The following is a 25,838-nucleotide window of genomic DNA, read 5'->3' as shown; positions in this document are numbered from 1 at the left end:
CCGGGGGGCCCGGGGCGCCGGGGGGTTACAGCCGCGGGCCGGGGCCGCGGGGGCCGCGGGCGGGGGTTGCGGGCCGGCACCGCGCGCCGGTGGCCGGGCGTGGTCGCCACCGCGCCGCCGAGCCGGACACAGGGGTCGTCCTCGTCACACCCGTCCCGGCCGGGATGGGCGCCGCGGCGGCGTCGGTCGAGACGTCCGTCCCGGCGCCGGGCGGGAGCGGCCGCGCGGCCGAGCTGCCGTCCGACCTCCCCGTCGCCACTCCGCCCACCGCCGTGCTCCCCGCTGCCGTGCTCCCGGCCGTGACGTCCCCCTCGGGCGGCTCGTCCGCACCGCCCACCCCGCGCCGGGCGGACGAGCTCGACGGGCTGACCCGCCCGATCCGGCTCGGCGACCGCGTCTCCCGGCCGCGCCTGCCGGGGCCCCGCGGCGCCTGAGCCGCGGGGCCCCGGCCCTCGGGGCTCGTCGTCGCGCGGGGCGGCGGGCACCACCCGCCCCGCGGGGTGACCGCGCGGCGGTCGCGGCGTGTCGCGGCGTGTCCGTGTGACGGCTGCGACGCGTGGTCGCGGCTGGTCACGGGCGGGTCTCGACGGAACAGGACACGCGGGCGTCGACTTGCACATCTAGTGGAGCCCGACCTAGGGTCCCCCTAGATCTAGTAGTTGCACCGCTGTAAGTCCGTCCACACGCCGCCCACAGCCGCTCCCCACGACGTCCACCGGATGTCCCCAGGGGCGTCCAGACGGGGGGTGGGACGGGGGGCCGGCGGTGCGGGTCCGGGAGGAGGGGAGAGGACGTGCGCTGCCCCTTCTGCCACAACCCGGACAGCCGGGTCATCGACTCCCGCGAGGCCGACGAGGGCGCGACGACGCGCCGGCGCCGGTCCTGCCCCGCCTGCGGTCGGCGCTTCACCACGGTGGAGGAGGCCGTCCTGGCGGTCGTCAAGCGCAGCGGTGTCAGCGAGCCGTTCGCCCGCACCAAGGTGGTCGCCGGCGTCCGGCGGGCCTGCCAGGGCCGGCCGGTCGACGAGGGCCAGCTGCAGCGGCTGGCGCAGGAGGTGGAGGACGCGATCCGGGCGACCGGGGTCGCGGAGGTGCCGAGCCACGAGGTGGGGCTGGCCATCCTCCGGCCGCTGCGCGAGCTCGACGAGGTCGCCTACCTGCGCTTCGCCAGCGTGTACCGGGCGTTCACCTCGCTGGAGGACTTCGAGAAGGAGATCACCGAGCTGCGGGCCCGCCACGTCGCCGCGGGTACCCCACCGCTGCCCGGCATGCAGCACCCGCTCCCGCCGGTCCGCCGGCGGGGCGGTGGGCGGTCCCAGGCCGCCTCCGCCGACAGCGCCGCCGGCACCTGAGAACTGTCAGCACCACCGGTTACACACACGGGCGGCTCTCTTCCCCAGCCGCCGTCGCACCCGCACCACCGCCCACGACACAGGGAGAGCTCCGTGACCGAGACCGAGGACCGACTGGCAGGCCGCACGCGTCGCGCCGCCAAGGCGCCGACCCGGGGGAAGGGCCTGAAGGTCAAGCGGGTCTTCACGACCGCCGGGGTGCACCCGTACGACGAGGTGGCCTGGGAGCGCCGGGACGTCGTCATGACCAACTGGCGGGACGGCTCCGTCAACTTCGAGCAGCGCGGCGTCGAGTTCCCCGCCGAGTGGAGCATCAACGCCACCAACATCGTCACGACCAAGTACTTCCGGGGCGCCGTGGGCACCCCGCAGCGGGAGACGAGCCTGCGGCAGCTCATCGACCGGGTGGTGCTGACCTACGCGGCGGCCGGGCGGGAGCACGGCTACTTCGCCACCGAGGGTGACGCCGAGGTCTTCGAGCACGAGCTGACCTGGATGCTGTTGCACCAGTACTTCAGCTTCAACTCCCCGGTCTGGTTCAACGTGGGCACCAGCGCCCCGCAGCAGGTGAGCGCCTGCTTCATCCTCGCCGTCGACGACACGATGGACTCGATCCTGAACTGGTACCGGGAGGAGGGGCTGATCTTCAAGGGCGGCTCCGGCGCCGGGCTGAACCTGTCCCGGATCCGGTCGTCCAAGGAACTGCTCTCCTCCGGCGGCACCGCCTCCGGTCCGGTCAGCTTCATGCGCGGGGCCGACGCCTCCGCGGGCACCATCAAGTCCGGTGGGGCCACCCGGCGCGCGGCGAAGATGGTCGTCCTCGACATCGACCACCCCGACATCGAGGAGTTCATCGAGACCAAGGCGCGCGAGGAGGACAAGATCCGCGCGCTGCGCGACGCCGGGTACGACATGGACCTCGGCGGCAAGGACATCACCAGCGTCCAGTACCAGAACGCCAACAACTCCGTCCGGGTCTCGGACGAGTTCATGCGCGCGGTGGAGGACGGCACCGAGTTCGGGCTGCGCGCCCGGCTCGACGGCTCGCTCATCGAGAACGTCGACGCCCGCAGCCTGTTCCGCAAGGTCACCCAGGCGGCGTGGGAGTGCGCCGACCCCGGCATCCAGTACGACGACACGATCAACGACTGGCACACCAACCCCGAGACGGGCCGGATCAACGCGTCCAACCCCTGCTCGGAGTACATGAGCCTGGACAACAGCTCCTGCAACCTGGCGTCGCTGAACCTGCTCAAGTTCCTCAAGGACGACGGCACCTTCGACGCCCGGACCTTCGTCAAGGCCGTCGAGCTGGTCATCACGGCGATGGACATCTCCATCTGCTTCGCCGACTTCCCGACCGAGCCGATCGGCGAGACCACCCGGGCCTACCGGCAGCTGGGCATCGGCTACGCCAACCTGGGTGCGCTGCTCATGGCGACCGGCCACGCCTACGACTCCCGCGGTGGCCAGACCCTGGCGGCGGCGATCACCTCGCTGATGACCGGGACGGCCTACCGCCGCTCGGCCGAGCTCGCCGGCATCGTCGGGGCCTACGACGGCTACGCCCGCAACGCCGACGCCCACGCCCGCGTCATGCGCAAGCACGCCGCGGCCAACGACGCCATCCGCCCGGTCGGTGCCGACGACGCCGACGTGCTCAAGGCCGCCACGGCCCAGTGGCAGGAGTGCCTGGCGATCGGCGCGGAGAACGGCTGGCGCAACGCGCAGGCCTCGGTGCTGGCCCCCACCGGGACCATCGGCTTCATGATGGACTGCGACACGACCGGCATCGAGCCGGACTTCTCGCTGGTCAAGTACAAGAAGCTGGTCGGCGGCGGGTCCATGCAGATCGTCAACCAGACGGTCCCGCGGGCGCTGCGCAGCCTGGGCTACCAGGACGAGCAGATCGAGGCCATCGTCGAGTACATCGCCGAGCACGGTCACGTCGTCGACGCCCCGAGCCTGCGCCCGGAGCACTACGAGGTCTTCGACTGCGCGATGGGTGAGCGGGCCATCTCCCCGATGGGCCACGTCCGGATGATGGCCGCGGTGCAGCCGTTCATCTCCGGTGCCATCAGCAAGACGGTGAACATGCCGGAGTCGGCCACCGTCGAGGACGTCGAGAACATCTACTTCCAGGGCTGGAAGCTGGGTCTCAAGGCGCTGGCGATCTACCGCGACAACTGCAAGGTCGGCCAGCCGCTGTCCGACGCCAAGGCCAAGAAGAGCACTGCTGACGGTGGCGCCAAGGCCGAGGTGGAGGCGGCCCCGGTCGCCACCACGTCGCACCCGGTGCGCCGCCGGCTGCCCAAGAAGCGCCAGAGCATGACGACGTCGTTCAGCGTCGCCGGCGCCGAGGGCTACATGACGGCCGGGATGTACGAGGACGGCAGCCTCGGCGAGGTGTTCCTCAAGCTCGGCAAGCAGGGTTCGACCCTGGCCGGTGTCATGGACGCCTTCTCGATCGGCATCTCGATCGCGCTGCAGCACGGTGTGCCGCTGGAGACCTACATCCAGAAGTTCACCAACATGCGGTTCGAGCCGGCCGGCATGACGGACGACCCGGACATCCGGATCGCGCAGTCGGTGATGGACTACATCTTCCGCCGCCTGGCCCTCGACCACCTGCCGGTCGAGACCCGCGCGACCCTCGGCATCTTCACCGCCGAGGAGCGGGCGGCCCAGGTGTCGGGCAGCTACGGCGGCTCGGCCTCCACCCCCGAGGTCGTCGAGGAGGAGGAGGTCGACGTCGAGGCGCTGCGCGGCTCGGTGCCGACCGAGGCCCCCGCGAAGCCCGAGGTGAAGGCCGAGAAGCCGGTCACCGAGGCGCACTCCTCCGCCGAGCTGTTCGAGCTGGTCACCGGGAACGTCACCGACGCGCCGCTGTGCATGACCTGCGGTACGAAGATGCGCCCGGCCGGGAGCTGCTACGTCTGCGAGGGCTGCGGCTCCACCAGCGGCTGCAGCTGATGTGTGTGAACCATCAGGTTTCCGACGAAGCGACCATCACGTTTTCGGCGGAAACCTAATGGTTTGCCGCCCCGGCCGCCTCGTGCGGCCGGGGCGGCCCTGCTCGGCCTCGCCCCGACCCGCGACCCCGACCGCTGCGCGCTCTCCCGATCGCCGACGCCCGACGCCGCGCGCTCTCCCGGCCGGGGGCACACGACGGGGGTCGCCACCTCACCGAGGTCATGGCCGGCCGCCGCACGATTCGCCAGCTCGCCGCGGGCCTACGGGGAGCACTCGAACCGTCGCGTCAACGCTGACGGCGTCGTCCACGTGTGCAGCGACTGCCCCTGCTTCGGCCCGCTGTGGCGGCTCGCCGCGCAGGCGCTCGGTGTGGGTCGAGGTGCAGGTCGACGTGCACGTGGCTGCCGACCGTGCCGACAGCGGTGATCAGGCTGGTTGTCGGGTGGGGTAGCCGGCGCGGGCGAACCAGCCGGCGGCGTCGGCGGCGGTGACCGCTGCCAGCGCGGCGGCGATCGCGGCGTCCAGCGCCGCCCGGGTCCGGGCGTTGGCCGCCCGGATGAGCGTCTTGAGCTTGCTGAAGGCCTCCACGACCGGAGAAAGGTCCGGCGAGTAGGCGGGCAGGAACACAGCAGGCAGCCGGCCGCCTCGATCAGCGCACGGATCCGGTCGGGCTTGTGCGCCCCGACGTTGTCGACCACCACGATCTGTTCCGGCCGCAGCGCCGGCAGCAGAAAGTGCTCCAGATAGGCGGCGAACACCGCGGTGTCGGTGCCGCCTTCCACGGTCATCGCCGCGGCCATCCCGGCCAGACCCAGCCCGGCCAGCAGCGTGGTCACCGGCCCGCGGTTGCGCGGCACCCGCCCGCGGGCCCGCTGGCCCCGCGCCGCTCGAGCGCGTCGGCGGGTCATCGAGGTGTGCGCGGGCGCACTCATCGACGAACACCAGCCGGGCCGGGTCGATCGGCGCCATCTCGGTGCGCCACGCGGCGCGCGCGGTCTCGTCGCGCTCGGTGGCGCTCAGGCTTTTCCCTTCAACGGCCGGCCCGGCCGCCGCGCCCGCCCCGACGGGGTCAGCGCCTGCGCGGCATCGTCGGCGGGCGGGGTGGAGATCGCCCGCGACATCGTCGGCAGCGACACGCTCATGCCGGTGGCGGCGGTGAACGCCGCGGCATGCTCGGCCAGCGTGGCATGGGCGGCGACCTCCAGCCGGGCCGGTAGCCAGGCCTGCAGCCGCGCCTTCTTCGCCGGCACCGGCCCGTGCCGCTGCTGCGTCGCCGCCAGGCTGCCGGTGGCCCGCCGGCGGGCCAGATAGCGCTCCACGCTGCGCACCGACACCCCGAACACCGCCGCGACCTGCTCCTGGGTCATGCCGCTGTCGACCGCGGCCACCACCCGCTCACGCAGATCCACCGAGTACGCCCGCATACGGTCCGGGCTACTCCGTCGCCGGCATGCCGTCAACCAATCAGCACACCGCTGTGAGGCGCCGCCCGCCGCGGTGACCGTGCAGTTGTGGCTTCGGCAGTGTCGGACGCAGGCCATACCGTGCTCTCAATCGAGGAGAGGCGACGAGTGGGCTTCACAGGCGACACCAGATCGCTGACCCGTGACGGCGTCATCTCCTTCGCCGACGGCGTTGGCGACGAGCAGCGCGTGCTCACGGCGCGCACGCCCACCCAGCCCAACTCCAAGCCAGTTCGTGGCGACGGGCACTGGATCCCCGCCCAGATCAGCCCGCATGGTCAACACCGCGTGCTTAAGGTCACCTCGGTCCGCGACAAGGCCCGGCAGATGATCCGCGTCACCCCGGAGCACGGTTGGTACGCCTCAGTCGACGGTCGGTCGGCGGCGCGGAACTACTCCCGTCTACTGGCGACTACTGATCTGCGCTCTGGCATGGCGCTGGCTGCGCTGCTGCCACACCCGACGTGGCTGCGCACGACCCCGTCTCCGTTCGGGGTTGCCGCCGGCTTCGCCTTCGGCGACGGGCACCGCGAGGCGGGCAAGGGCGCCCGGGTCGACCTGTGGGGCGACAAGGACGCTGCTCTCTTGCCCTACTTCGAGCGGTGCGGCCAATCCCCGGCCCGGACGCAAGCGGGAGTGCTGGGGGTGCGCGTCTCTGGTCTACCGGCGTCCTGGAAGACGCTCCCCGCATTGGACCAAGGACAGCCGTACCTGTTCGGCCGGCTGGCCGGGTACGTCGCGGCGGGCGGCACGGTGACCGACTTCGGCGGGGTCCGCCTGTGCTCGGCGTCTCGCGGTCACTTGGCGCACGCCAAGGCGGTTGCTAACCGCTTAGGCGTGCGGTCCGCATCCCCGTGCGGGACCGCCTGGCCCGACTCAGCCGGCGGGGACCGGCCGGCGCGGTTCGGACCGCGCCTGGCGGGGGTCCCGGCCGGCGGCGATCGCGGCCAGGGCGCGCAGCGCGGCCAGCGCGCCCACCGGGTCGATGGCCGACGGAGAGGCGCCGGGGTGCGTATCGGCGATGCGCACGCGCAGCGCCGCCGGCCGGCTGCGGAAGTGCACCGGGGCCTCCAGCACGGCGGCCTCGCCGTCGATCCCCGCCGGCACCGGCCCGTCGGCGTCGACGCGGAACTCGCTCGCCGTGACCTGCCGCCACGGCAGCTGGCCGCCCGGCCCGGGGTAGTCGAGCTGCGCGGGTCGAGGACGGTGATGCCCAGGAGGCCCTCCTCCATCGAGGGGCGGGTCCCGGCGCCGGCCGCGCCGCCGAGCCGGTGCTGGCCGTTGCTGACCAGGACGACGGCGGGACCGCGCTTGACCCGCCCGCCCGGCGTGGTCCAGCGCAGGTCGGGTCCGCCCTGCCCGGGGCGGACCACGGTGGGCACGGTGGCGAGCAGCGTGCGGATCTTCGCCCCTCGCTAGCCGACGTTCTGCACGGCCTCGGCGTAGACGCCCAGCGACAGGTTGTTCACGAAGACGCGGCCGTTGACCTCGGCCAGGTCCACCACCCGCTCACCGCCGTCGACGAAGGCGTCGAGGCGCCGACGACGTCGTCGCGGTCGACCCCGAGGTCCAGGGCGAAGTGGTTGCGCATGCCCGACGGGATACAGGCGTAGGGCAGGCCGGTCTCGGCGGCGACCGCCGCGACCACCGCCTGCGAGCCGTCGCCCCCAGCCATGGCCAGGCCGTCGGCGCCGTCCGCAACGGCGTCGCGGGCCAGACGTTCGAGGTCGTCGCCGGGGCGGAGCTCGACCGTCTCGATGCCCCGCGCCCGCGCCTCGTCGTCCAGCCGGAACCGGGCCGCCTTGCCGTCCCCGGAGCGCGGGTTGATAAACAGCACCGGCCGCCGGGGCGGGTCGACCCGGGGCAGGGCCACGTGCGGGTCGAACGCGATCCGCGCGGCGACGTGCCCTACGAGGGCGCCGAGCGCGAGGTGCAGCAGCAGCCGCAGGAACCCGTCGTCGGCCAGCACCAGGACGGCGGCGGCGAGCGCGACGGCCGCGACGGCGAGCGCGGCCACCCGGCCTCAGCCGCGCCGCAGCACGGCCTCCCACGCCCCGGCGGCGGCGAGCAGCCCGCAGCCGAGGAACAGCAGCCCGCGGGGGAAGTCGTCGAACGAGGCGGTGACCGCCACGGTCAGCGTCCAGACCACCGCGGCGACGCGAGCGCCGCAGCGGCCCGGCGGCCGGTGGTCCGTCGACGCATGGGCTCCTCCTTCTCCGAGGGAACCCCGAGGGGGGAGGTGCCCGACCATCCAGCGGCGGGTCGCCGGGGTCAAGGAGCCGAGGTCAGCGTGGCCTCCGCGTCCTGCTCCGCGTCTTCTGCCGCCGCGTCCTCCGGCTGCTCGCCCGCCGCCCGAGCCGTGGCGTCGGGCGAGTCGTCCGAGGCCGCCAGCGCCGAGCGGTAGACGGCGTACATCGCCAGCCGCTGGGTCACGGCCTTCGAGGCGCCGGCGAAGAACCGGGAGTTCTCGCTGTCGTCGCGGTGCATCGTCACGGCGACGTAGAGCAGGGCGAACACGGCGAGGACGACGGCCACCCGCACCCACGGACCCGGCAGCACGTCGTCCCGCCAGACGACGCCCCTCGCCTCCTGGCCGTCGCCGAAAATCCAGCCGGCTGCGACGGTCGGGCGGACGGCGAGCTTGCAGATCAGGAAGAGCAGCCCCGCCGTGAGGCAGGCGAGCGGGACGAGGACCAGGGCCTCGTACATCGCGAAGACGGCGACGGCGTTGAGCCGTGTCCGTCCCTCCAGCCGGATCTCCTGCTCCTCGGTGTCTGCCACCTGCAGCTTCCAGTTCTCGACCATCGCTCTGAGTTCCGGCTCGCCCCTCGCGGCCTTGTCGGCGTACGTCACCAGGTCCGACGTCGGGTACCGCGGATTCCTCGGGACGCGCTGTGCGGCCGTCCAGAGCAGCACGAGGACCACGGCGAGCCCGAGCACGGCGAGCAGACCGACGTACGCCTTCGACGACGTCAGGTGGGCGATCTGCCAGGTCTCCCCGCTGAAGGTGAAGAACGTGACGAAGACGAGGAGGAGGGGGAGGCCCTCGGCCAGGCCGTTCCCGAGGTGTGTGACGTTCTTGCGCGCCTCACGGGCGCCCCACACCGCCAGCCGGTCCAGTCCGAAGTTGACCACGACCAGCGTGGCGACGACATATCCCACGTGCACCAGCGCGGCGACGCCGAATGCCGCCCAGCCCTCGACGGGCGTGGACGTCGTCGTGAGCGAGAGCCGGCCGTAGAAGCCCACGATGACCGGATAGGCGAGCAGTGCGACCGTCAGGAGGATCACGGCGTAGATCCCGGCACCGATCAGCACCTGCTCCGCGCGGCCCTCGTCGTCGCACCGCCGCCGGGCGCGACCGGTGGCCCAGGCGACCAGCAGCCCGGCCGCCACCAGGACCACCGCGGACGACCACGGCTCCAGGGCGGTGTGCGGCAGGGTGGCCGTCTCCGCGGCCAGGAGGATGAGCAGCAACGGGGCGGCCGGCATGATCATGGCTGCCCCGTCCGTGTAGCCGGCCGGATCCGTCGGCGAGGCGCGGCCGACCCGCAGGCAGGCGTAGCTCAGCGGGAGCACCACGACGAGGCACGGCAGCGCGAGTGGGAGGAAGGCCTCGGTGCCGAGCGCGGTCTGCACCACGTCACGCAGCGGGGGCAGCACGGTGCCCTCGGCCGCGAAGAGCAGCACCGCCGCGGCGAGGCACCACACGAGCAGTCGCGCCGTTCGCAGCGACGCCGTGCTGGCTCCCGGGCCGGTCAGCGCGAGCGAGGCGAGGAGGAGCAGCAGGATCGTCAGGAAGTCGACCGTCTCGTTGTTGAGCTGGACGTCGATGCCGACACGGTTGAAGTAGACGAGCAGGAGGAGGCCCAGCCCGCCGCCGATCACGGCGCAGATCGCGAAGAGGCGCACGTACCGGGGGCGGATGTGGCGGCCCACGGGTGCGGTGTCCCGCAATGTCCAGCGCCAATAGGCGAAGTAGGCCAGGATCAACGGCGGCGCGGTGAGCAGTTGCAGGAGCGTCGGCGTGTGCCAGATCGCCATCCCGACCTCGAACGCGACGAGGAAGATCATCGGTGGCACGAGTTGCCGCCAGCGGTCCTCGGTGTGGTAGTGCTCGAGGAAGTGAGGCACCCCGTTGTCGAGGAACCACTTCTTCGCCGCATGCACGCCGGAATCCGTGTGCGGTTCTCGCAGCGGCAGCATGGCGCCTCCCGAGATGGCGATCGGGATCCGGCCCGGGGTCACCGGTGGAAGTGGTCGGGCGCCCCTAGTCGTTCGGGCGTGGAGCAACCGGAATCGTCCTCGCGCCATGTGCCGCGGGCAAGGCCTCGCCCTCCTGCGGTGAGCTGGCGATGACGCCGGCGTGACGCTCAGTCGCCACGTACGGCATCCGCACCGCGATGCGTCGCGGCTTTGGTGCCGAATGACAGCCCGTTGCACTACACCAGCTTCGTGCGAGGCACGGTGCCGCCGGGCTTGCTGATCATCCCTGAGCACCGGCGCCGCTTCGACGCCGCCAAGGGGGCGGCGGACGCGGTGCGCTGGAGGATCGAATTGGTGGAGGACCAAGGGGAGGTCGAAGCGGTGTTCCACGTCGAGGTCCCTGACGCGGACACCTTCGCCCTGGCCGACTACGCGTGGGCGCACTCCTGCGACCGGCACGAGGACATGCTTGCGCTCGAGCCGAACGCCTAATCGTCGGCAGCAGTCCGGGGCCGTTCAGCTCTACCCGCAACGCGAGGGGGCGCAAGATCAGGGCGCGTGCCGTCCGCCCGCCGTCCGCCCCCCGTCCAGACCGATCAGAGCCCGGTGATGTCCCCGGGGAACCACTCGTCGGCTCGCACGCGGCCAGCGAACACCCAGCCGCCGTCCAGGTAGGGGGTCAGGGCGCCGGTCGAGTTCATCCGGAACGCGCCGCCGTCCGGGCGAACGGCGAGCAGCCGGTCTCGGACCGCCTGTGCCCGGGCGGGGTCGATGATGTCGGCCAGGCAGACGGGGCCCCGCTCGACGGTCGTCGCGGTGACCGTGTAGCGCCGCTGACCGCGCGGATATGGCGTGCCGATCGGCGGGTTCCACCGTGGGTCCTCGGGGTCGGGGCTGAGGCACCCCAGGTAGGTGAGCATCCCGTTGATGTAGGTGAACCGCCCCGAGTTCAGTGGAGGCTCGGTTCTGCCGGGAGGTCCTCGGTGAGGCCGGCGATCGAACGGCAGTAGTTGTCCTCGAACTCGACGGGCGGGATGTCGCCGCAGGCGCCGTGCAGCCGTCGATGGTTGAACCAGTCGACGTACTCCAGCGTCGCCAGTTCGACGTCGTCGAGACCGCGCCACGGGCCGCGGCGGCGGATGAGCTCGGTCTTGTACAGGCCGATGAGGGACTCGGCGGCGGCGTTGTCGTAGGAATCGCCCTTGCTGCCCACCGAGCGGACCGCGCCGGCCGCGTCGAGGCGCTCGGTGTAGTGGATGGCGAGGTACTGCGTCCGCGGTCGGAGTGGTGCACCAGGCCGCTTACGTCGCGGTCGTCGCGGGCCCGGGTCCACAGTCCCTGCTCGAGGGCGTCGAGGGCCAGGTCCGCGCGCAGGCTGGTCGACGCCCGCCAGCCGACGACCCGGCGGGAGAAGACGTCCATCACGAAGGCGACGTAGACGAAGCCCGACCAGGTCGCCACGTAGGTCAGGTCGGCCACCCACAGCCGGTTGGGCGCCGGTGCGGTGAAGTCGCGGTCGACCAGGTCACCGGGGCGGGCGGCGACCTCGGCGGGCACGGTGGTGCGCTTGACCTTGCCGCGGACCGCGCCGGCCAGGCCGAGCTGGCGCATCAATCGCTCCACCCGGCACCGGGCGACCGGGATCCCTTCCCGGTTCAGCTGTCGCCAGACCTTGCGGACGCCGTAGACGCTCAGGTTGGCCTCGTGCACCCGGACGATCTCGCCCGTGAGCTGCTCGTCGCCCACGGCCCGCGCCGACGGTGGCCGCGTCCGGGAGGCGTAGTAGGTGCTCGGGGCGATCTTCGCGCCGGCCTCGGCCAGCGCGCGGCAGATCGGCTCGACCCCGAACCGTTCCTTGTGCGCGTCGATGTAGGCGATCAGCGCCGATACGGGCGGTCGAGCTCCGCCGCGAAGAAAGCCGACGCGCTCTTGAGGATCTCGTTCGCCCGGCGCAGCTCGCGGTTCTCCCGCTCCAGCTCGGCCAGCCGGGCCCGTTCGTCGGTGGTCAGACCCGGCGCGCTGCCGCCGTCGATGCGCGCCTGCTACACCCAGTTCCGCAGCGAGTCCGGCACGATCCCCAGCTGCTCGCCGACCCGCTTGCAGGCGGCATTGACCCTCAGCTTCTCCGCCCCGTCGACCAGGTCGAGCGCGAAGCGGATCGCCCGCTCACGCAGCTCCTCGGGGTACTTCCGCGGTGCCGCCATGACTTCCATCCTTCGGGGGTTGGAGGCCTCCATCAATCCCGGGGCGGTTCAAGGTGACGGCGTCTCCGTCCTCGTCGACCCAAACGCGCCCGCCCTCGGGCCGGATCGCGAGGAACGACTCGACCATCTCCATCGCGAGCTCGGCGTCCAGGAGCTCGTCGAGCGGCCAGTGGCCGTCGACTGTAGTCAACGACCGCGCGGCAGCAGACAACCTCCACACCTCCGTGCCTCGCGGAAACGGCCAGGCCTGCCCGCGATCGGGGAACGACTGTTCCTGCCGGCTGACGTCGCCCTCCGGTTGGGTGAGCCGGGCCAGAACGGCGGCAACCCGAGCTGGCAGATCGTCCGGGACGTCTGGCTGCAGCTCGGCCAACGTGCCGCCGAAGGCAACGCTCCCGAGCCAGCTGTTCGCGCTCGGCCTCGGCTGCGTCCGCCCGCCGCGCCGCGTCGTCGACCGCCTGTTCCTGAGTCTGGAGCCGTTCCTGCAGCGCGGCCCGGTGCTGCTCGGCCTCGACCAGCTGCGCGGCCCGGGCCGCCGCCTCTGCCATCGCGCGCTCGAGTCGCTGTTCGAGGTCGGCGGTGGCGGCGGAGTTGGCGCCGGCGTCGGCGAGCTGCTGGCGAAGGGACTCGGCCTGGTCCTCGGCGTCGCGTTGCGCCGCGCGGGCCCGCCTCGAGGTCGTCCTGCGTGCGCACCAGCTGGTCGTGGGCGTGCTCCGGCGCAGCGTCGGCCGACATCCACTGCTGCCGCATGTGCTCTGCCTCGGCCACCGCCTGCTCTGCGCGCGCCTGCAGTTGCTGCACCTGCTGCGGTGACAGGAGCAGACCGTTGCCGTCGCCGGCGGACAGCGTCTCCGCCTGCCGCTCGATCCGGTGCAGGTTGCCGGCGCAGTCGAGGTTCAGGGTCCGGGCCAGGATGAGCAGCTGGCCGATGTCGTTCGTCGTCTCCCGGATCGAGGCGGGCTGATCGGGATGCGCGAAGGTGTTCCGGACCCGGAGCGCTGACCGCAGCGCCCGGTCGGCTCTCTCGGGTAAGGGCACACCGAGCGCCGTCCGGAAGTTCTGGCGTGTGGCTCGCAGTTCGCCTTCGTCGAGTAGGCACTGCGCGTAGCTGGCCAGATCGCGCCGTCCGAAGCGGCCGCGTCGCGGGCGCACCTCGGTCGACCAATCCGGCCCCCGAACGCGGATTCCAGGTGCGGCTCCAACCGGACCTTGAGCGCATCGCCGATGAGCAGCATCGCCTGGTCGATCAGGGCGCGTGCGTGGGCCTCTGCTGCGCCGTCGAGGATTCCGCCGTTGTGCACCGGCTGAGTCTCGTGTCCGGTTGCCCCCACGCGCGGCCTTTGACACCGAGGAACACCCGATCGTGCCGCGCTCTGGAGTAGCGGGAGTGACGATGTGCGCCGGCCTACCCTCAGCGCGCGTATACGGCCAGCGCTCCACGCCAGAAGCTCTTCGGTGCTCCCCGAGGCCCGTGGAGTCCTGACTGGGCCCGGCGAGACCCCTGCCCGCGACCCTGCCGCCTTGTTCTGAGGTCGGCCCCCTGGCGATGCGAGTCCGCGTCCACCCCCCTCCGCAGCAGCCCCTGCGGGGGCGCACGGCGTGCGGCTGCCCGGGGTGGACCGGCGCAACCCCGTACTTCTCACCAGCTCTTGCTGGTGAGAAGTGGGCCGGGGGCAGGGTGATCGGTGGCCGGCAGTCCTAGGCCATGTGCCAGTTGAGCTGCGCCCTTCAAACCTGATGGTTCACACGATGTAGGTCGACGGCCGGGGGCGTCCCCGCCCGGACAGCGGTGCCCCCAGCCCGGACGGCGGGGTGGTCACCACCGGTCGTGCCCTCCACCGGCCCGGCTCCTCGTCGAGGAGCCGGGCCGGCGGCGTCCCGGGGCGTGGCCGGGGGAACCCCGGGCACCACCGCGTCCGGTCGACGGGCCGCCGGGTCGGCCGCGCCCGGGCCGGCCCCCGGTCGGGCTCGGTGCGGGGAGCGGGAGGGCGGGCTGCAGACCGGACGGCCCGTCCTCGGCGGCCCGCTGCAGAACCTCCCGGTACCGGTGAGCGCCGTGCGAGGTCTAGCGTCGTGTCCCGAGACCCTGGCCCCCGGCGCGTTCCGCGGTGGCGGGGCCTGCTGATCAGCCGAGCCGAGGCGAGTGGTCATGTGGGACGACGACCTGGACGGGGCCGCAGCGGAGCTCTACGACGCGGTCGTGCGCGACCTGTACTCCGCCGGGCTGACCCTCTACGGCGTCGCCGCGAGCCTGGGACCCGGTCCGCTCACCGAACGCCTGCGGTCGGCCACCGCGGGTCTGGACGACGCCATCAGGCGGCTGCGACCGGTGGCCATCGCCCTCCGCGACCACCCCGTGACGGACACCGGGAGGTTCGCCACCCGGCTGTTCGACACGATCGCCGCGGTCGCGCCCGGGTTGCCCGCGGCGCCGACCACGCGCATCGCCGGTCCGGTCGGTGATCTGCCCGAGGGCGTGGTCGACGACCTGCTCGCCGTCGTCGGCGAGGTCCTGACCAGCGTGGCCCGGCACGCACGCGCCCGCACCGTCGAGGTCGCGGTCACCGTCACCGAGGGCGGGGTCTCCCTCCGGGTCACCGGCGACGGCGTCGGGCCGGCCGGGATCCCGGACGGCGACGGCCTGGGGGCGCTCACGCGGCGCGCGGAGGAGCGCGGGGGCTCCCTCGTCGCGGACCCGGCCCCTTCGGGCGGAGCTCAGCTGGTCTGGGCCGTCCCCCTGCCGTAGCCGGCCCGCCCCCGGCCCCGGTGGCCCCGGCTCGTCGAGCACGTGTCGACCACATGACGACCTGATGACCTCGGCCGCTGAGGCTCGCGGCGCCGGACGGCGGTCCCCGATGATCCCCCTCGTCAGGACGGCGGACGGCACGAGAGGGGCGGGCATGGGCGAGTTCGTGGACGAGGTGACCCTCCTGAGCCGGTGGCTGGGCCGGGACGTCGCCGCCGACCTGAGCGGTGTGGTTCCGGGCTGGACCGCCTTCCGCTTCCGTGATGCGGCGGTGTTCGAGCCGGACGTGTCCGAGTGCTCCGACCGCCGGTACCTCGTCCGCGGGGGGACGGTCCGGGAGTTCGTCGCCAGCCGGGTGACGATCGACGAGGCCTACGCCGAGCTGTGCGGGGGCGGCGCGCTGACCGCCGTCGCCTGAGCGGGCCCGCGTCATCCCGGAACGGCCGGCCGCGGGGCGGCCGACGCGGGGGCGTGGGCGGCCGACGGGGGGGTGCGGGCCGAGGTCCGTGCCGGCTGCTCAGTCCAGGCAGCACGTCGTCACCTCGGCCGAGCCGACGTCCTGGCGGTCGTAGGCGGCGGCGAACTCCCGGGCCCGGGCGGCGCTGCCGAAGTACACGGCCACGCGCAGGTCGCCCGGGTCGACGCCCAGCTGCTCGGCCGTGCCCTGGTCGCACCGGACGTCCCGACGCCCGGACCGGCGTAGCCGGAGGCGGCGCGGACGTGCTCCGCGGTCTCCGCGAGCACCTGCTGCCCGTGCGCGTCGTCCGGGTCGCTCACCGCGAGGTGGACGGCCCGGACCCGTTCGCCGTGCGTGGGCGCGAACTCCTCGGGGAGCGCGGGCGGCCGGTGCGGAGCCGGTGCCGGGTCGGTCGGCGCTCCGCCGCTCCCGCCGGCGGTGGGCTCGCCGACCGGGGTGGCGACGGTGGTCCGGACGGCGTGGGGGTCGGCGGCCCGGTCGGGACGGCGGGTGCCGGGTGGCTCCCGGCGTCCGGTGGGTCGGCGACGTCCTGACCCCCGCAACCGGCGAGCAGCACGGCGGCGGTCAGCAGTGACGACACGAGCGCGGAGCGCCCTCAGCGCCTGCTGCGCTGCCGGTCCCAGCCGAGCACGGCGGTGACGACGAGGAGCACCAGCCCGACCACCGCGAGCCAGAACAGGCCCTCGACGACCCAGCCGATCACGGTGATGACGATCCAGGCCAGGAGCAGCAGCCCGAGGATGCGGAGCACGGGGCCTCCCGTCCGGTAGCGGTCCGTCGCCCCCACCCTAGGCGCTCCCCGCGCCCGCCGGGGGCCCGGAGGCCCCACCGCGTCGATAGCATGCCCGCCGTGGTCCCCGGCGGCCGCGCGGGCCGGATCGGGCAGCTCACCGGACGGCTGGGCCGGACGGGGGAGCGGTCCTTCGTCGGCCGCAGGGCCGAGCGCGAGCTCCTGGCGGCCGCCCTCGACGGCGACGCCTCCTCGTTCGCGGTGCTCGTCCTCCACGGCCCAGGTGGCATCGGGAAGACCGCGCTGGTGCGCCGGCTCGCCCTCGACGCCGAGGCCGCCGGCGTCCGGCCGGTCCTCGTGGACGCCCGAGCGTTCCCGCCGTCCCCCGCCGGCTTCACCGCCGCCGTGGGGGAGCGGCTGGGGCTGCCCGTCGGGCAGGACCCGGTGGAGGCCCTGGCGGAGCTCCCCCGCCCGCTGCTGCTCGTGGACACCTTCGAGCGCTGCAGCGGGTTGCAGGGCTGGCTGCGCGAGGACTTCCTCCCGCGGCTGCCGATCCAGGCGGTGACCGTCCTCGCCGGGCGGGCGCCGCCGGAGGACTCCTGGCGCTTCGACCCCGGCTGGCAGGACCTGCTCCGCGTGGTCGGGCTGCGCAACCTCCCGCCGGAGGACGCCGACGCCCTGCTCGCGGTCCGCGGCGTGCCCGACCGGGACCGCGCGCCGCTGCTGGCCTTCGCCGGCGGCCACCCGCTCGCCCTGTGCCTCGCCGCCGACGCGGTGGTCGAGCGGACTGCGCCGGTGGACCTGCCCGCGACGCCGGACGTCGTCCGCGTGCTGCTGGGGCGGTTCGTCGACGAGGTGTCCTCGGCCCGGCACCGGTCGGCCCTGGAGGTCTGCGCGCACGCCCGGGTGACGACGGAGTCGCTGCTCCGCGCGGTCCTCGGGGACGACGCCGCACCGCTGTTCGACTGGCTCCGGGCCCGGTCGTTCGTCGAGGAGGGCGCCGAGGGGCTGCACCCGCACGATCTGGCCCGCGACGTCCTCGACGCCGACCTGCGCTGGCGCGACCCCGACGGCTACGCCGACCTGCACCGGCGGATCCGCCGCCACCTGGTCGGGCGCCTGACCGCGGACGGCGGCAGCCGGGAGCTGCAGCGTCGCTGGCTGGACCTGATGTTCATGCACCGCCGGAACCCCGTCTTCGCACCGTTCCTGAGCTGGGCGGTCGACGACGGCGTCCACGAGGACGTCGCCGGCCCGGCGGACACCGACGCGGTGGTGGCCATGACGCAGGCGGCGGAGGGGGCGGGCTCGGCCGACGTCCTGCGGTACTGGCTGGGCCGGCAGCCGGAGGCCCTCCGCGTCTACCGCCGACCGGGCCGCCCGGACCTCGCCGGCCTCTCCCTGTGGCTGCGCCTGCCGGAGCCGGACCCGGCCGATCTCGCGGCCGACCCCGTGGTGGCCGCGGCGTGGCGTGCGGTCGGCGCCGCGCGGCCGCTGCGGCCGGGGGAGCACCTCGGGGTGCTGCGGACCTTCGTCGTCCCGGGGGCCTACCACCGCCCGTCGCCGGTGATGGACCTCGTGCAGGTCCGCTGCGGGATCGAGTGGACGTCGTCCCCCGGCCCGGCGGTCTCGTTCCTGGTGATCGCCGACCCGGGGTTCTGGGCGCCGCAGATGGCCTACATCGGGCAGGCGCCGGCCGCCGAGGTCACCGTCGGCCGCCGCACGTTCACCCTCTTCGGCCACGACTGGCGGGCCGTGCCACCGGCGGCCTGGTTCCAGGCGATGGCCGACCACGAGCTGGCCCTCGGCCCCGAGCGGCCGCCCGCCGCCGAGCCGGCCCCGCCGCGCCAGGTCCTGTCCGGGCCGGAGTTCGCCGCGGCCGTCCGGGAGGCGCTGCGCTGCGTCCGGCGGCCGGGCGACCTCGCGCGCAGCCCGCTGTGCCGCTCCCGCGTCGTGGAGGAGGCCGCGGGCGGGCGGACGCCGCAGGAGACCCTCGCCGACCTGCTGGTCGAGGCCACCGACGAGCTGGCCGAGGACCCGCGCAGCCGGAAGCTGCACCGCGCGGTCGCGACGACCTTCTTCCGCGGCGTGCCCACCCAGGAAGCCGCCGCCGAGCGCCTCGGCCTGCCCTTCTCCACCTACCGGCGGCACCTGGCGGCCGGGGTCGAGCGGGTCACCGCCTGGCTCTGGCACCGCGAGCTGCACGGCAGCGGGCAGCCGGTGAGCACCTCCTGACCTGCCGGGTGAGCAGCGGCCGGGCCGATCGTGGCCTCCCACCGTCCTCAGGGAGGCAGAGATGTCCGGGTACCCCGGGTCCGCCGTCGTCGTCGGGGCCAGCATGGGCGGGCTCCTCGCCGCGCGCGTGCTGAGCGAGGCGTGCGACCACGTCACCGTCGTCGAGCGCGACGTCCTGCCCGACGACCCGGTCCCGCGACGGGGCGTGCCGCAGGGCAGGCACGCGCACGGCCTCCTGGCCCGTGGCCGGGAGGTCCTCGAGGAGCTGTTCCCCGGGCTGACCGAGGAGCTGACCGGCCTCGGCGTGCCGGTCGCCGACCTGCAGTCGCAGTTCCGCTGGGTCAACGACGGGCGGCTGCTCGCCCGGGCGCCGTCCGGGCTGCTCGGCCTGGGCGTCAGCCGCCCCCTGCTCGAGGCCCGGGTGCGCGCCCGGGTGCGCCGGCTGCCCAACGTCACCGTGGTGGACGGCTGCGACGCCACCGGTCTGGCCGCCTCGGCCGACGGCCGGCGGGTCACCGGGCTGCACGTGCTGCACCGGACCGCGGACGGCGCTGCGGCGGTGCTGCCCGCCGACCTCGTGGTGGACGCGGCCGGGCGCGGTTCCCGCGGGCCGCAGTGGCTGGCGGCACTGGGCTGCCCCGCCCCGCCGGTCGAGCGGGTGCGCGTCGACCTCGCCTACGCCACGCGGTGGTTCCGCCGCGACCCGGGCGGCCCGGACGGCGCCGTCGTCGCGGCCACTCCCGCCGACCCGCGGGGCGGCGTGATGATCGCCCAGGAGGGCGACCGCTGGGTCGTCTCCCTCGGCGGGATGCTCGGGGACGCCGCCCCCCTCGACCCGGTCGGGTGGACGGCGTTCGCGGCCACGCTCCCGCACCCGGCCGTCGCCGAGGTGGTCCGGGACGCCGAGCCGCTGTCGGACCCGGTCCGCTTCCGCTACCCGGTCAGCACCCGCCGCCGCTACGAGGCCCTGCCGGGGCTCCCCGAGGGGTACGCGGCCTTCGGTGACGCGATCGCGAGCTTCAACCCCGTCTACGGCCAGGGCATGACGGTGGCCGCCCTCGAGGCGCTGGCCCTGCGGGACTGCCTGGCCGGAGGCGGGGGAGGCCTGGGCCGGCGGTTCGCCCGGCGCGCAGCGGCGGTCGTCGACGTCCCCTGGGACGTGTCGGTGGGCGGTGACCTGCGGTTCCCGGGCGTCGCGGGGCGGCGGACGGCGCGGGTGCGCGCGGTCAACGCCTACCTGGAGCGGCTGCACGTCGCCGCCGAGCACGACCCGGTCGTGGGCCGCGCCTTCCTGCGGGTGCTCAACCTGCTGGACCGGCCCGAGCACCTCCTCGCCCCGGCCGTCGCCGCCCGCGTCTGGCGGGGCGTGCGGGCGGCCGGCCGCCGCGCCCCCGCACCGGCCCCGGCCGACCGGCCGGCGGTCCCGCTCGGTGGCTGACCGGGTCAGCGGCGCCGGCGGCGGGTGGCCAGCAGGACGACCACGAGGACGGCGGCCGCGGCGACCGGCCCGGCGGCCCCCGAGCTGCGCAGCGCCCCGGCGGGGTGCAGGCGGGCGTGCCGGGTGCCGAGCAGGGTGCGGCCGGCCGGCGAGTCGACGTCCGCCCCGAGGGTGAGCACCCGCCCGGCGGGCCCGTCGAGCCGGGCGGTCAGCCCGTGATCGGCCAGGGTGTCGGCCACCCGTGACAGCTCCGCGCGTCCGGGCGGTGCCTGGGTGGCGGCGCCGGCGGCCAGGCGGACCCCGGCGAACAGCTTCCGGACGTCGCCGGCCGTCACCTGCACCTCGGACCCGGCGGCCCGGACCTGCACCGGGACGCCGTCGACCTCGACCGCCAGGTCGGCGGTCAGGTCGAGGGCGTCCCGGGGCTCCGGCGTCATCCGCGGCTGGCGTTCTCGGCGGTCGTGATGCGCAGCGTGCCGTTGAGCTTCCAGGTGGCGCGCGGCGCCTCCGGCCCGGTCTCCCGCGGCACCTCGACCGTCATGTCGACGAACTCGTAGTTGATGGCGGCACCCTTGCCGGTCAGGTAGGACCACATCTCCTTGCCGAGGTCGGCGAAGCTGGTGGTCTCGTGCGACTTGATGTCGCGGCTGCCGGTGGCGGCGTCACGGGTCGTGGTGCTGCTGGTCATGCGGTCCCCTCGGGTGCGGTCGGGCGGTGGACGTCGGCCCTCTACCCGCCCGAGGCCGGTTGCACACGACCGTCCTGGTCAACCGCCGACGGGCACCGGTGCGTCGACCAGCATCTCCAGGATCCGGTCGGCCGGGACCGGCCGGGAGAAGTGGTAGCCCTGCCCGGTGGTGCAGCCCTGGCGCCGCAGCAGGAGCATCTCCTGCGGGTGCTCGATCCCCTCGGCGGCCGTCTCGAGGTGCATCGTCTTGCCCAGGCGCAGGATGGTGCTGATGAGGGCGGTGTCCCCGCCGGTCGACAGCCGCTCGACGAAGCTCTTGTCGATCTTGAGGATGTCGACCGGGAACCGGTGCAGGTAGCTCAGCGAGGAGTACCCGGTCCCGAAGTCGTCGATGGCCAGCCGGATGCCCGTCTCCCGGAGCGCACCGAGCGTGGCCAGCATCGCCGGCCCGTTGTCCACGAGGACGCCCTCGGTCATCTCCAGCGTCAGGCTGGTCGCGGGCAGCCCGCTCTCCACCAGCACCGCTGCCACCTCCCCGGGGAAGTCGGGGTGCTGCAGCTGCCGGGCGGACACGTTGACGCTGAGCTTGAGCGGCCGGCTGCCCCCGGCCTCCCGGTGCCAGCCCATCGCCGTTCGGCAGGCCTCGCGCAGGACCCAGAGCCCCAGCGGGCGGATCATCCCGGTCGCCTCCGCCAGCGGGATGAACTCGGCGGGCGACACCAGCCCGCGCTCCGGGTGCCGCCAGCGGACCAGCGCCTCGACGCCGGTGATCGCACCGGACCGCATGGAGACCATGGGCTGGTAGTGCACCTCGAACTGCTCCTCGGCCAGGGCGCGGCGCAGGTCGGCCTCCAGCCGGACGCGGGCCACCAGGCCCTCGTGCATCTCCTTGGCGTAGACGGCCGACCCGCTGGCCCCCGACTTGGCCTGGTACATCGCCAGGTCGGCGTTGCGCAGCAGCTGCTCGGCGTCGGTGCCGGCGTCCTCCCGGTGGGCGATGCCGATGCTGGCCGAGACGTGCACCTCCTCCCCGTCCAGGTGCACGGCCGCCTCGAGGGCCTCCCGGATCCGGCCGGCCAGCACGGTGCCGTCCTCGTCGGCGGGCAGGTCCTCGACCAGCACCGCGAACTCGTCGCCGCCGAAGCGGGCGACGGTGTCGCCGGGGCGCACCGCGTCGCGCAGCCGCACCGCCACCTCCTCCAGGAGGGCGTCGCCGGCGCTGTGCCCCAGGGTGTCGTTGACCGCCTTGAAGCCGTCCAGGTCGAGGAAGTAGACCGCCACCCGATCCCGAGCGGAGAGGCGCCGCGACAGCGCGTGCTGCAGCCGGTCCTTGAACAGGGCGCGGTTGGGCAGACCGGTCAGCGCGTCGGTGAACGCCTGGGTGGTGAGCTGCTGCTCCAGCTCCACCCGCTCGGTCACGTCGCGGGTGTTGAGGACCAGGCCGCCGACGGCGGGGTCGTCGAGCAGGTCGGTGACGGTGATGTCCACCCTGCGCTCGCCGCCACCGGCGTTGCGCCAGGTGGACTGGAAGCTCTGCAGCCGGTCGGCGCCACCGGCCGACCGTGCGAGCACGGCGAGCAGCTCCTCGGCCTGGGCGGCGGCCATGAGGTCGGTGAGGTTGCGCCCCACCAGGTCGGCGGGCTCGTAGCCGAGCACCCGCCGGCTGGACGGGCTCTGGTACTGCACGACGCCGGTGCGGTCCACGACGGTGACGAGGTCGGTGCTGTGCTGCACGAGCGCGGTGAACCGCTCGGCGCTCGCGCGCACCTCGGCGGTGCGCTCCTCGACGCGCCGCTCCAGGTCGCGGGTGAGGTGGTGGTTCTCGTTGAGCGTCAGGACCTGGCGGAGCACCAGCAGCACGAGCAGCGCCGTCCGGGTCCAGGAGAAGAACATGTCGCCGTTGCCGTGCCGGAGGAGCTCTACCGTGGAGGCCAGCACGGCCAGGCCGACGGCCGCGTAGGGCAGCAGGTTGCCCAGCGGCCGCGCCGGTGCCTCCTCGTCGACGTCCTCGAGGTCCGTGCCGGCCGGGAGGGCCGCCGCGAGGAAGAGCAGGCAGAAGCCGGCGCCCCACCCGATGTCGATCAGGCTGCCCGAGCTGTAGATGCCCGCGCTGGTGAGGTAGGTAAAGCCGGAGTCGGCGACGGCGAAGGCGACCAGGCCGCTGCCGACCAGGGGCAGCGCGATCGGCAGCCGGCTGCCCCGCTGACGGGCGCGCGTCCACGTGTAGATGACCAGGGTGATCAGCACCAGGTCCCCGACCGGGTAGGCCAGCGAGATGACCTGGCCCAGGGGGTCGCCGCCGGCCGCCACGACCGGGGCCAGGACGAGCACCCAGCTGCAGAGCAGCAACGAGCTGGCGACCATCAACCCGTCGAGCAGCGTGCGCACCCGGCCGCTGAAGGTCGGTGCCCGCAGGGGGAGGGCCATGAGCGCCGCGGCCGCGAGCGGGGGGAGCCCGAGATAGCCCAGGTCGGCCAGCGACGGGAAGGGCACCTCCACGCCACGGACCGACTCGTAGGTGCTCCACACGGCCATGCCGGCGCCCCAGGACAGCGAGGCCGCGCCCAGCAGGGCCCAGTACCGACGGACCGGCCCGGCGTGCCGACGGGCACGCAGCAGCCCCGCCGCGCCGGCGCCCAGGGCGGCGGTCGTGAGGCCCGCGTTGGAGACGTGCACGGACACGTCGGCGGGGACGACGACGAGGGCCACCGCCCAGAGGAGGAGGCCCGCACAGACGACGGCCACCGTGGCACGCCCCGGTGCTGTCGAGCTCATGGTCATGGCGACCACATCGACCGCGGCGGCGACAACCTGAGCCTCGGACGTGCGGCTCACCCCTCGTGAGGAGGCGGCTCAACAGCGGTCCCGGCCCGGCCGACAGACCGGCTGGGTGCACGGAGCGCCCCCTGTCCCGAGGAGTACACCCATGACCCCGTCGCTGACCGGCCTGGCCGCGGCGCCCGCCGTCCCGGCGGCCTGGCCGGAGACCCTGCCGCCGGACCTGCTGGCCGGGCTCGACGTCCCCACCCCCTTCCTGGCCGGCGACCTCGGGCTGGTGGCCGACCGCTTCCGCCGCTTCGGCGCGGCGCTGCCGCGGGTGCGCCCCCACTACGCCGTCAAGTGCAACTCCGCACCCGAGGTCCTGCGCACCGTCGACGCCGTCGGCGGCGGGTTCGAGATCGCCTCGCTCGGCGAGCTGCACATGCTCCTGGACATCGGCGTGGACCCGGCCGGTGTGCTGTACAGCAACACGGTCAAGCCGGCCTCGCACGTGGCCGCGGCGGCCGACGCCGGTCTGTGGCGGTTCTCGGCCGACTCGGAGGGCGAGCTGCACAAGATCGCCCGCGAGGCACCCGGGAGCGCCGTCTACATCCGCGTGCGCGTGGACGACAGCGGCAGCGTCTTCCCGCTGTCCCGCAAGTTCGGCGCCGAGGCCCACCACGCGCGGGCCCTGCTGCACGAGGCCGCGCGGCTGGGCCTGCAGCCCTACGGGCTCACCTTCCACGTCGGGTCGCAGTGCGTGGCGACGTCGGCCTGGCGGCAGGCGCTGGCCTCGGTGGCCCGCCTGATGCGGCAGCTGCAGCGCGACGGCATCCGCCTGGAGATGCTCGACATCGGCGGCGGCTTCCCGGCCCGCTACGGCGACCCCGTGCCGACCATCGACCAGATCGGCGAGGTGGTCGAGAAGAGCCTCGACGAGCTGCTGCCCTACCAGCCGCCGCTCATCGTCGCCGAGCCCGGCCGGCACATGGTCGCCGAGACCGCCGTCATGGTGACCACCGTGCTCGGCCGTGAGGAGCGGGCGGGGGAGGAGTGGCTCTACGTCGACGTCGGTGCCTACAACGGCTTCATGGAGACCCAGCAGTCGGTCGGCCAGTGGCGGTTCCCGCTGTGGTCCTCGCGCGCCGACCACGACGTGGTCGAGCAGGTGGCCTACACCGTCACCGGGCCGAGCTGCGACAGCTCGGACACGATGTTCTACGGCGCCGCCCTGCCCGTGACCATGGCCGAGGGCGACCGGTTGTTCATCGCGTCGGCCGGCGCCTACACGCTGAGCTACGCCTCCTCGTTCAACGGGTTCCCCCCGCCGGCGACCTGGTACCGCAGGTCCCGGTGACCGCACCGCCGCGGCCGACCCCCGCGGACGGGGGCCGCCGGCTGGCCGCCCTCGTCGCGGCCGGGCTCGTGGACTCGCTGTGCCTGTCGGTGGCCTGGACGCTGCTGGTCCTCCGCGTCGCCGAGGTCCACGGCCTGCCGGCCGTCGGGCTCTGCAGCGCCGCCATGCTCGTCGGGGTCGCCCTCTCGGCCCCGGTGGCGGGGCGGGTGGCGCAGCGGCTGGACGGCCGCCTCCTGCTCAGGACGGCGGCGGGGGCGGAGATGGCGCTGCGGGCCGCGGTGGTCGTGCTGGTGCTCGGCGGCGCCCCGGTCCTCCTCGTCGCCCTCTGCGTCGGGGCGATGAACCTCACCGCGTGGACGGGGTACGCCGCCATGCGCGCCGAGGTCGCCGCGGCGCGCCCCGGGGCCTCGGCGCTGACGTGGTACGGCTCGCTGATCGCCGCCGCCGAGGCGGCCGGCGTCGCGCTGGCCGCGCTGCTGCCCCTCGGGCCGGACGCGCGCGACCTCGTCCTGGCGGTCGTGACGTGCTGCTACGTCCTCTCGCTGGTGCCGACCGTGGTCGTGGCCGGGCGCTCCCCGGTGCCCCGCGCCGCCGTGCCCGCGGGACGCCGGCGCCGGGCGGACCTCTCCCCGCCCGTGCTGGCGGGGTGCGGCCTCATGCTGCTCGCCTCCGGCCCGACGCTGCTCTTCGTCGCCCTCACCGAGGAGGTGCACGGCCGCACGGCCGTCGCAGCAGCCGCGATCGCGTTCACCGCGGGGTCGCTGGTCGCCCCCGTGCTGGCCGGCGCCCTGCAGCGGCGGGCGGTCGTCGGGATCGGCACCTGGTCGCTCGTCGCCGCGGGCACGGTGGCCGGCTGGGCGCTGGCCCCGGTCTCCGTCGTCCTGCTCTGCGGGGCGCAGATGCTGTCCGGGATCTGCCTGACCCTGCTCGAGGGGCTCCTCGACACCGCGGCCGCCGACCGGGACCCCGAGCGGGTCACCGGGGCGCTGGCCTCGGCCACGGCCGGCCGTGCGCTCGGTGGTGCCGCCGCCACGGCAGCGCTGCCGCTGCTGCTCGAGGGGGTGTCCCTGGGTGTGGTGTCCGGGATCCTGGCCGCGGTCCTGGTGGGGGTGGCGCTGGTCGCCGGCCTGCGGTCGCCGGCCGGCCGTGCCGTCATCCCCGACCCGCGCCGGCTGGAGCCCGCCCTCGGCTGAACCGGTGGGTCACTGC

General features: G+C 74.4%; 21 protein-coding genes, 2 pseudogenes and 1 other annotated feature. Of the genes and pseudogenes, 10 read left to right on the top strand and 13 right to left on the bottom strand.

The features are described 5' to 3' along the window. Positions 1-89 precede the first annotated feature (89 nt). The 3 genes from ACI8AC_RS20065 to ACI8AC_RS20055 all read left to right on the top strand — a co-directional run bounded on the left by ACI8AC_RS20065 (position 90) and on the right by ACI8AC_RS20055 (position 4,324). On the top strand, positions 90-434 hold the full coding sequence (locus ACI8AC_RS20065) for a hypothetical protein (RefSeq protein ID WP_456899596.1): 345 nt from the start codon (positions 90-92) through the stop codon (positions 432-434). 359 nt (positions 435-793) lie between these two features. After that, positions 794-1,351: a transcriptional regulator NrdR gene (nrdR, locus tag ACI8AC_RS20060; protein ID WP_456899595.1), complete on the top strand. Its 558-nt coding sequence runs from the start codon at positions 794-796 to the stop codon at positions 1,349-1,351. Between the two features lie 93 nt (positions 1,352-1,444). Beyond that, the gene (locus ACI8AC_RS20055) at positions 1,445-4,324 is read left to right on the top strand and encodes a vitamin B12-dependent ribonucleotide reductase (protein ID WP_456899594.1); all 2,880 of its coding nucleotides are present in this window, start codon (positions 1,445-1,447) and stop codon (positions 4,322-4,324) included. 426 nt (positions 4,325-4,750) lie between these two features. Here ACI8AC_RS20055 and ACI8AC_RS20050 read toward each other — a convergent pair whose 3' ends face one another. From ACI8AC_RS20050 to ACI8AC_RS20020, 7 genes and pseudogenes are all read right to left on the bottom strand, one after another. After that, complete coding sequence (locus ACI8AC_RS20050; RefSeq protein WP_456899597.1) at positions 4,751-4,951, bottom strand: hypothetical protein; 201 nt, start codon at positions 4,949-4,951, stop codon at positions 4,751-4,753. A 44-nt stretch (positions 4,952-4,995) separates the two neighbouring features. Next, positions 4,996-5,232, bottom strand: a pseudogene (locus ACI8AC_RS20045) (transposase); the annotation flags it as partial. 108 nt (positions 5,233-5,340) lie between these two features. Further along, on the bottom strand, positions 5,341-5,748 hold the full coding sequence (locus ACI8AC_RS20040) for a helix-turn-helix domain-containing protein (protein ID WP_456899593.1): 408 nt from the start codon (positions 5,746-5,748) through the stop codon (positions 5,341-5,343). 915 nt (positions 5,749-6,663) lie between these two features. Continuing rightward, entirely contained in the window at positions 6,664-6,894 is a 231-nt protein-coding gene (locus ACI8AC_RS20035; protein ID WP_456899592.1) for a hypothetical protein, read from the bottom strand. A gap of 358 nt (positions 6,895-7,252) precedes the next feature. Further along, positions 7,253-7,804 carry a diacylglycerol/lipid kinase family protein gene (locus ACI8AC_RS20030; RefSeq protein WP_456899591.1) on the bottom strand — a complete coding sequence of 184 codons (552 nt, stop codon included), beginning with the start codon at positions 7,802-7,804 and terminating at the stop codon, positions 7,253-7,255. A 6-nt stretch (positions 7,805-7,810) separates the two neighbouring features. Then, entirely contained in the window at positions 7,811-7,936 is a 126-nt protein-coding gene (locus ACI8AC_RS20025; RefSeq protein ID WP_456899590.1) for a hypothetical protein, read from the bottom strand. Positions 7,937-8,058: 122 nt separating this feature from the next. Next, a complete protein-coding gene (locus ACI8AC_RS20020) occupies positions 8,059-9,957 on the bottom strand; it encodes a hypothetical protein (RefSeq protein WP_456899589.1) in 1,899 nt (632 codons plus the stop codon). A gap of 267 nt (positions 9,958-10,224) precedes the next feature. Here ACI8AC_RS20020 and ACI8AC_RS20015 point away from each other — a divergent pair, with 267 nt between their 5' ends. Next, positions 10,225-10,485 carry a hypothetical protein gene (locus tag ACI8AC_RS20015; RefSeq protein ID WP_456899588.1) on the top strand — a complete coding sequence of 87 codons (261 nt, stop codon included), beginning with the start codon at positions 10,225-10,227 and terminating at the stop codon, positions 10,483-10,485. A 104-nt stretch (positions 10,486-10,589) separates the two neighbouring features. On the opposite strand, the gene ACI8AC_RS20010 is transcribed toward ACI8AC_RS20015, so the two are convergent. Both ACI8AC_RS20010 and ACI8AC_RS20005 read right to left on the bottom strand, forming a co-directional pair. Further along, positions 10,590-10,913, bottom strand: a complete 324-nt coding sequence (locus tag ACI8AC_RS20010) for a hypothetical protein (RefSeq protein WP_456899587.1) — start codon at positions 10,911-10,913, stop codon at positions 10,590-10,592. Positions 10,914-10,942: 29 nt separating this feature from the next. Continuing rightward, a pseudogene (locus ACI8AC_RS20005) lies at positions 10,943-12,197 on the bottom strand (IS3 family transposase). Beyond that, positions 11,785-11,913: a sequence feature (AL1L pseudoknot), on the bottom strand. Its footprint overlaps the pseudogene before it by 129 nt. Before the next feature lie 2,149 nt (positions 12,198-14,346). Between ACI8AC_RS20005 and ACI8AC_RS20000 the strand changes: the two are divergent. Both ACI8AC_RS20000 and ACI8AC_RS19995 read left to right on the top strand, forming a co-directional pair. After that, the gene (locus ACI8AC_RS20000) at positions 14,347-14,943 is read left to right on the top strand and encodes a sensor histidine kinase (RefSeq protein ID WP_456899586.1); all 597 of its coding nucleotides are present in this window, start codon (positions 14,347-14,349) and stop codon (positions 14,941-14,943) included. 154 nt (positions 14,944-15,097) lie between these two features. Next, the gene (locus ACI8AC_RS19995) at positions 15,098-15,361 is read left to right on the top strand and encodes a hypothetical protein (protein WP_456899585.1); all 264 of its coding nucleotides are present in this window, start codon (positions 15,098-15,100) and stop codon (positions 15,359-15,361) included. Positions 15,362-16,016: 655 nt separating this feature from the next. Here ACI8AC_RS19995 and ACI8AC_RS19990 read toward each other — a convergent pair. Continuing rightward, positions 16,017-16,172, bottom strand: a complete 156-nt coding sequence (locus ACI8AC_RS19990) for a hypothetical protein (RefSeq protein WP_456899584.1) — start codon at positions 16,170-16,172, stop codon at positions 16,017-16,019. A 99-nt stretch (positions 16,173-16,271) separates the two neighbouring features. Between ACI8AC_RS19990 and ACI8AC_RS19985 the strand changes: the two genes are divergently transcribed. Together ACI8AC_RS19985 and ACI8AC_RS19980 are read left to right on the top strand one after the other, a co-directional pair. Further along, positions 16,272-18,386: an AAA family ATPase gene (locus ACI8AC_RS19985; protein ID WP_456899583.1), complete on the top strand. Its 2,115-nt coding sequence runs from the start codon at positions 16,272-16,274 to the stop codon at positions 18,384-18,386. 61 nt (positions 18,387-18,447) lie between these two features. Further along, complete coding sequence (locus ACI8AC_RS19980) at positions 18,448-19,824, top strand: FAD-dependent oxidoreductase (protein WP_456899582.1); 1,377 nt, start codon at positions 18,448-18,450, stop codon at positions 19,822-19,824. 5 nt (positions 19,825-19,829) lie between these two features. Here ACI8AC_RS19980 and ACI8AC_RS19975 read toward each other — a convergent pair whose 3' ends face one another. The 3 genes from ACI8AC_RS19975 to ACI8AC_RS19965 form a co-directional block, all read right to left on the bottom strand. Continuing rightward, positions 19,830-20,261, bottom strand: a complete 432-nt coding sequence (locus tag ACI8AC_RS19975; protein ID WP_456899581.1) for a hypothetical protein — start codon at positions 20,259-20,261, stop codon at positions 19,830-19,832. Then, the gene (locus ACI8AC_RS19970; protein WP_456899580.1) at positions 20,258-20,512 is read right to left on the bottom strand and encodes a hypothetical protein; all 255 of its coding nucleotides are present in this window, start codon (positions 20,510-20,512) and stop codon (positions 20,258-20,260) included. Before ACI8AC_RS19970 ends, ACI8AC_RS19975 begins: the two co-directional genes overlap by 4 nt. Positions 20,513-20,590: 78 nt before the next feature. Then, complete coding sequence (locus ACI8AC_RS19965; RefSeq protein WP_456899579.1) at positions 20,591-23,293, bottom strand: putative bifunctional diguanylate cyclase/phosphodiesterase; 2,703 nt, start codon at positions 23,291-23,293, stop codon at positions 20,591-20,593. Positions 23,294-23,438: 145 nt separating this feature from the next. Here ACI8AC_RS19965 and ACI8AC_RS19960 point away from each other — a divergent pair, with 145 nt between their 5' ends. Both ACI8AC_RS19960 and ACI8AC_RS19955 read left to right on the top strand, forming a co-directional pair. Then, positions 23,439-24,629, top strand: a complete 1,191-nt coding sequence (locus tag ACI8AC_RS19960) for a type III PLP-dependent enzyme (protein ID WP_456899578.1) — start codon at positions 23,439-23,441, stop codon at positions 24,627-24,629. Next, entirely contained in the window at positions 24,626-25,822 is a 1,197-nt protein-coding gene (locus ACI8AC_RS19955) for a hypothetical protein (RefSeq protein WP_456899577.1), read from the top strand. Before ACI8AC_RS19960 ends, ACI8AC_RS19955 begins: the two co-directional genes overlap by 4 nt. The last annotated feature ends 16 nt before the right edge of the window (positions 25,823-25,838 follow it).

It is taken from the genome of Geodermatophilus sp. SYSU D00758, from assembly GCF_054049955.1.
This window is presented reverse-complemented; position numbering and strand designations above follow the sequence as displayed.

Excerpts from the sequence above, each read along its gene's own strand:
- ACI8AC_RS20040 (WP_456899593.1), bottom strand. The coding sequence starts at position 5,748 with ATGCGGGCGTACTCGGTGGATCTGCGTGAGCGGGTGGTGGCCGCGGTC.
- ACI8AC_RS20010 (WP_456899587.1), bottom strand. The coding sequence starts at position 10,913 with ATGCTCACCTACCTGGGGTGCCTCAGCCCCGACCCCGAGGACCCACGG.
- ACI8AC_RS20000 (WP_456899586.1), top strand. The coding sequence starts at position 14,347 with ATGTGGGACGACGACCTGGACGGGGCCGCAGCGGAGCTCTACGACGCG.
- ACI8AC_RS19995 (WP_456899585.1), top strand. The coding sequence starts at position 15,098 with ATGGGCGAGTTCGTGGACGAGGTGACCCTCCTGAGCCGGTGGCTGGGC.
- ACI8AC_RS19980 (WP_456899582.1), top strand. The coding sequence starts at position 18,448 with ATGTCCGGGTACCCCGGGTCCGCCGTCGTCGTCGGGGCCAGCATGGGC.
- ACI8AC_RS19975 (WP_456899581.1), bottom strand. The coding sequence starts at position 20,261 with ATGACGCCGGAGCCCCGGGACGCCCTCGACCTGACCGCCGACCTGGCG.
- ACI8AC_RS19970 (WP_456899580.1), bottom strand. The coding sequence starts at position 20,512 with ATGACCAGCAGCACCACGACCCGTGACGCCGCCACCGGCAGCCGCGAC.
- ACI8AC_RS19965 (WP_456899579.1), bottom strand. The coding sequence starts at position 23,293 with ATGACCATGAGCTCGACAGCACCGGGGCGTGCCACGGTGGCCGTCGTC.
- ACI8AC_RS19960 (WP_456899578.1), top strand. The coding sequence starts at position 23,439 with ATGACCCCGTCGCTGACCGGCCTGGCCGCGGCGCCCGCCGTCCCGGCG.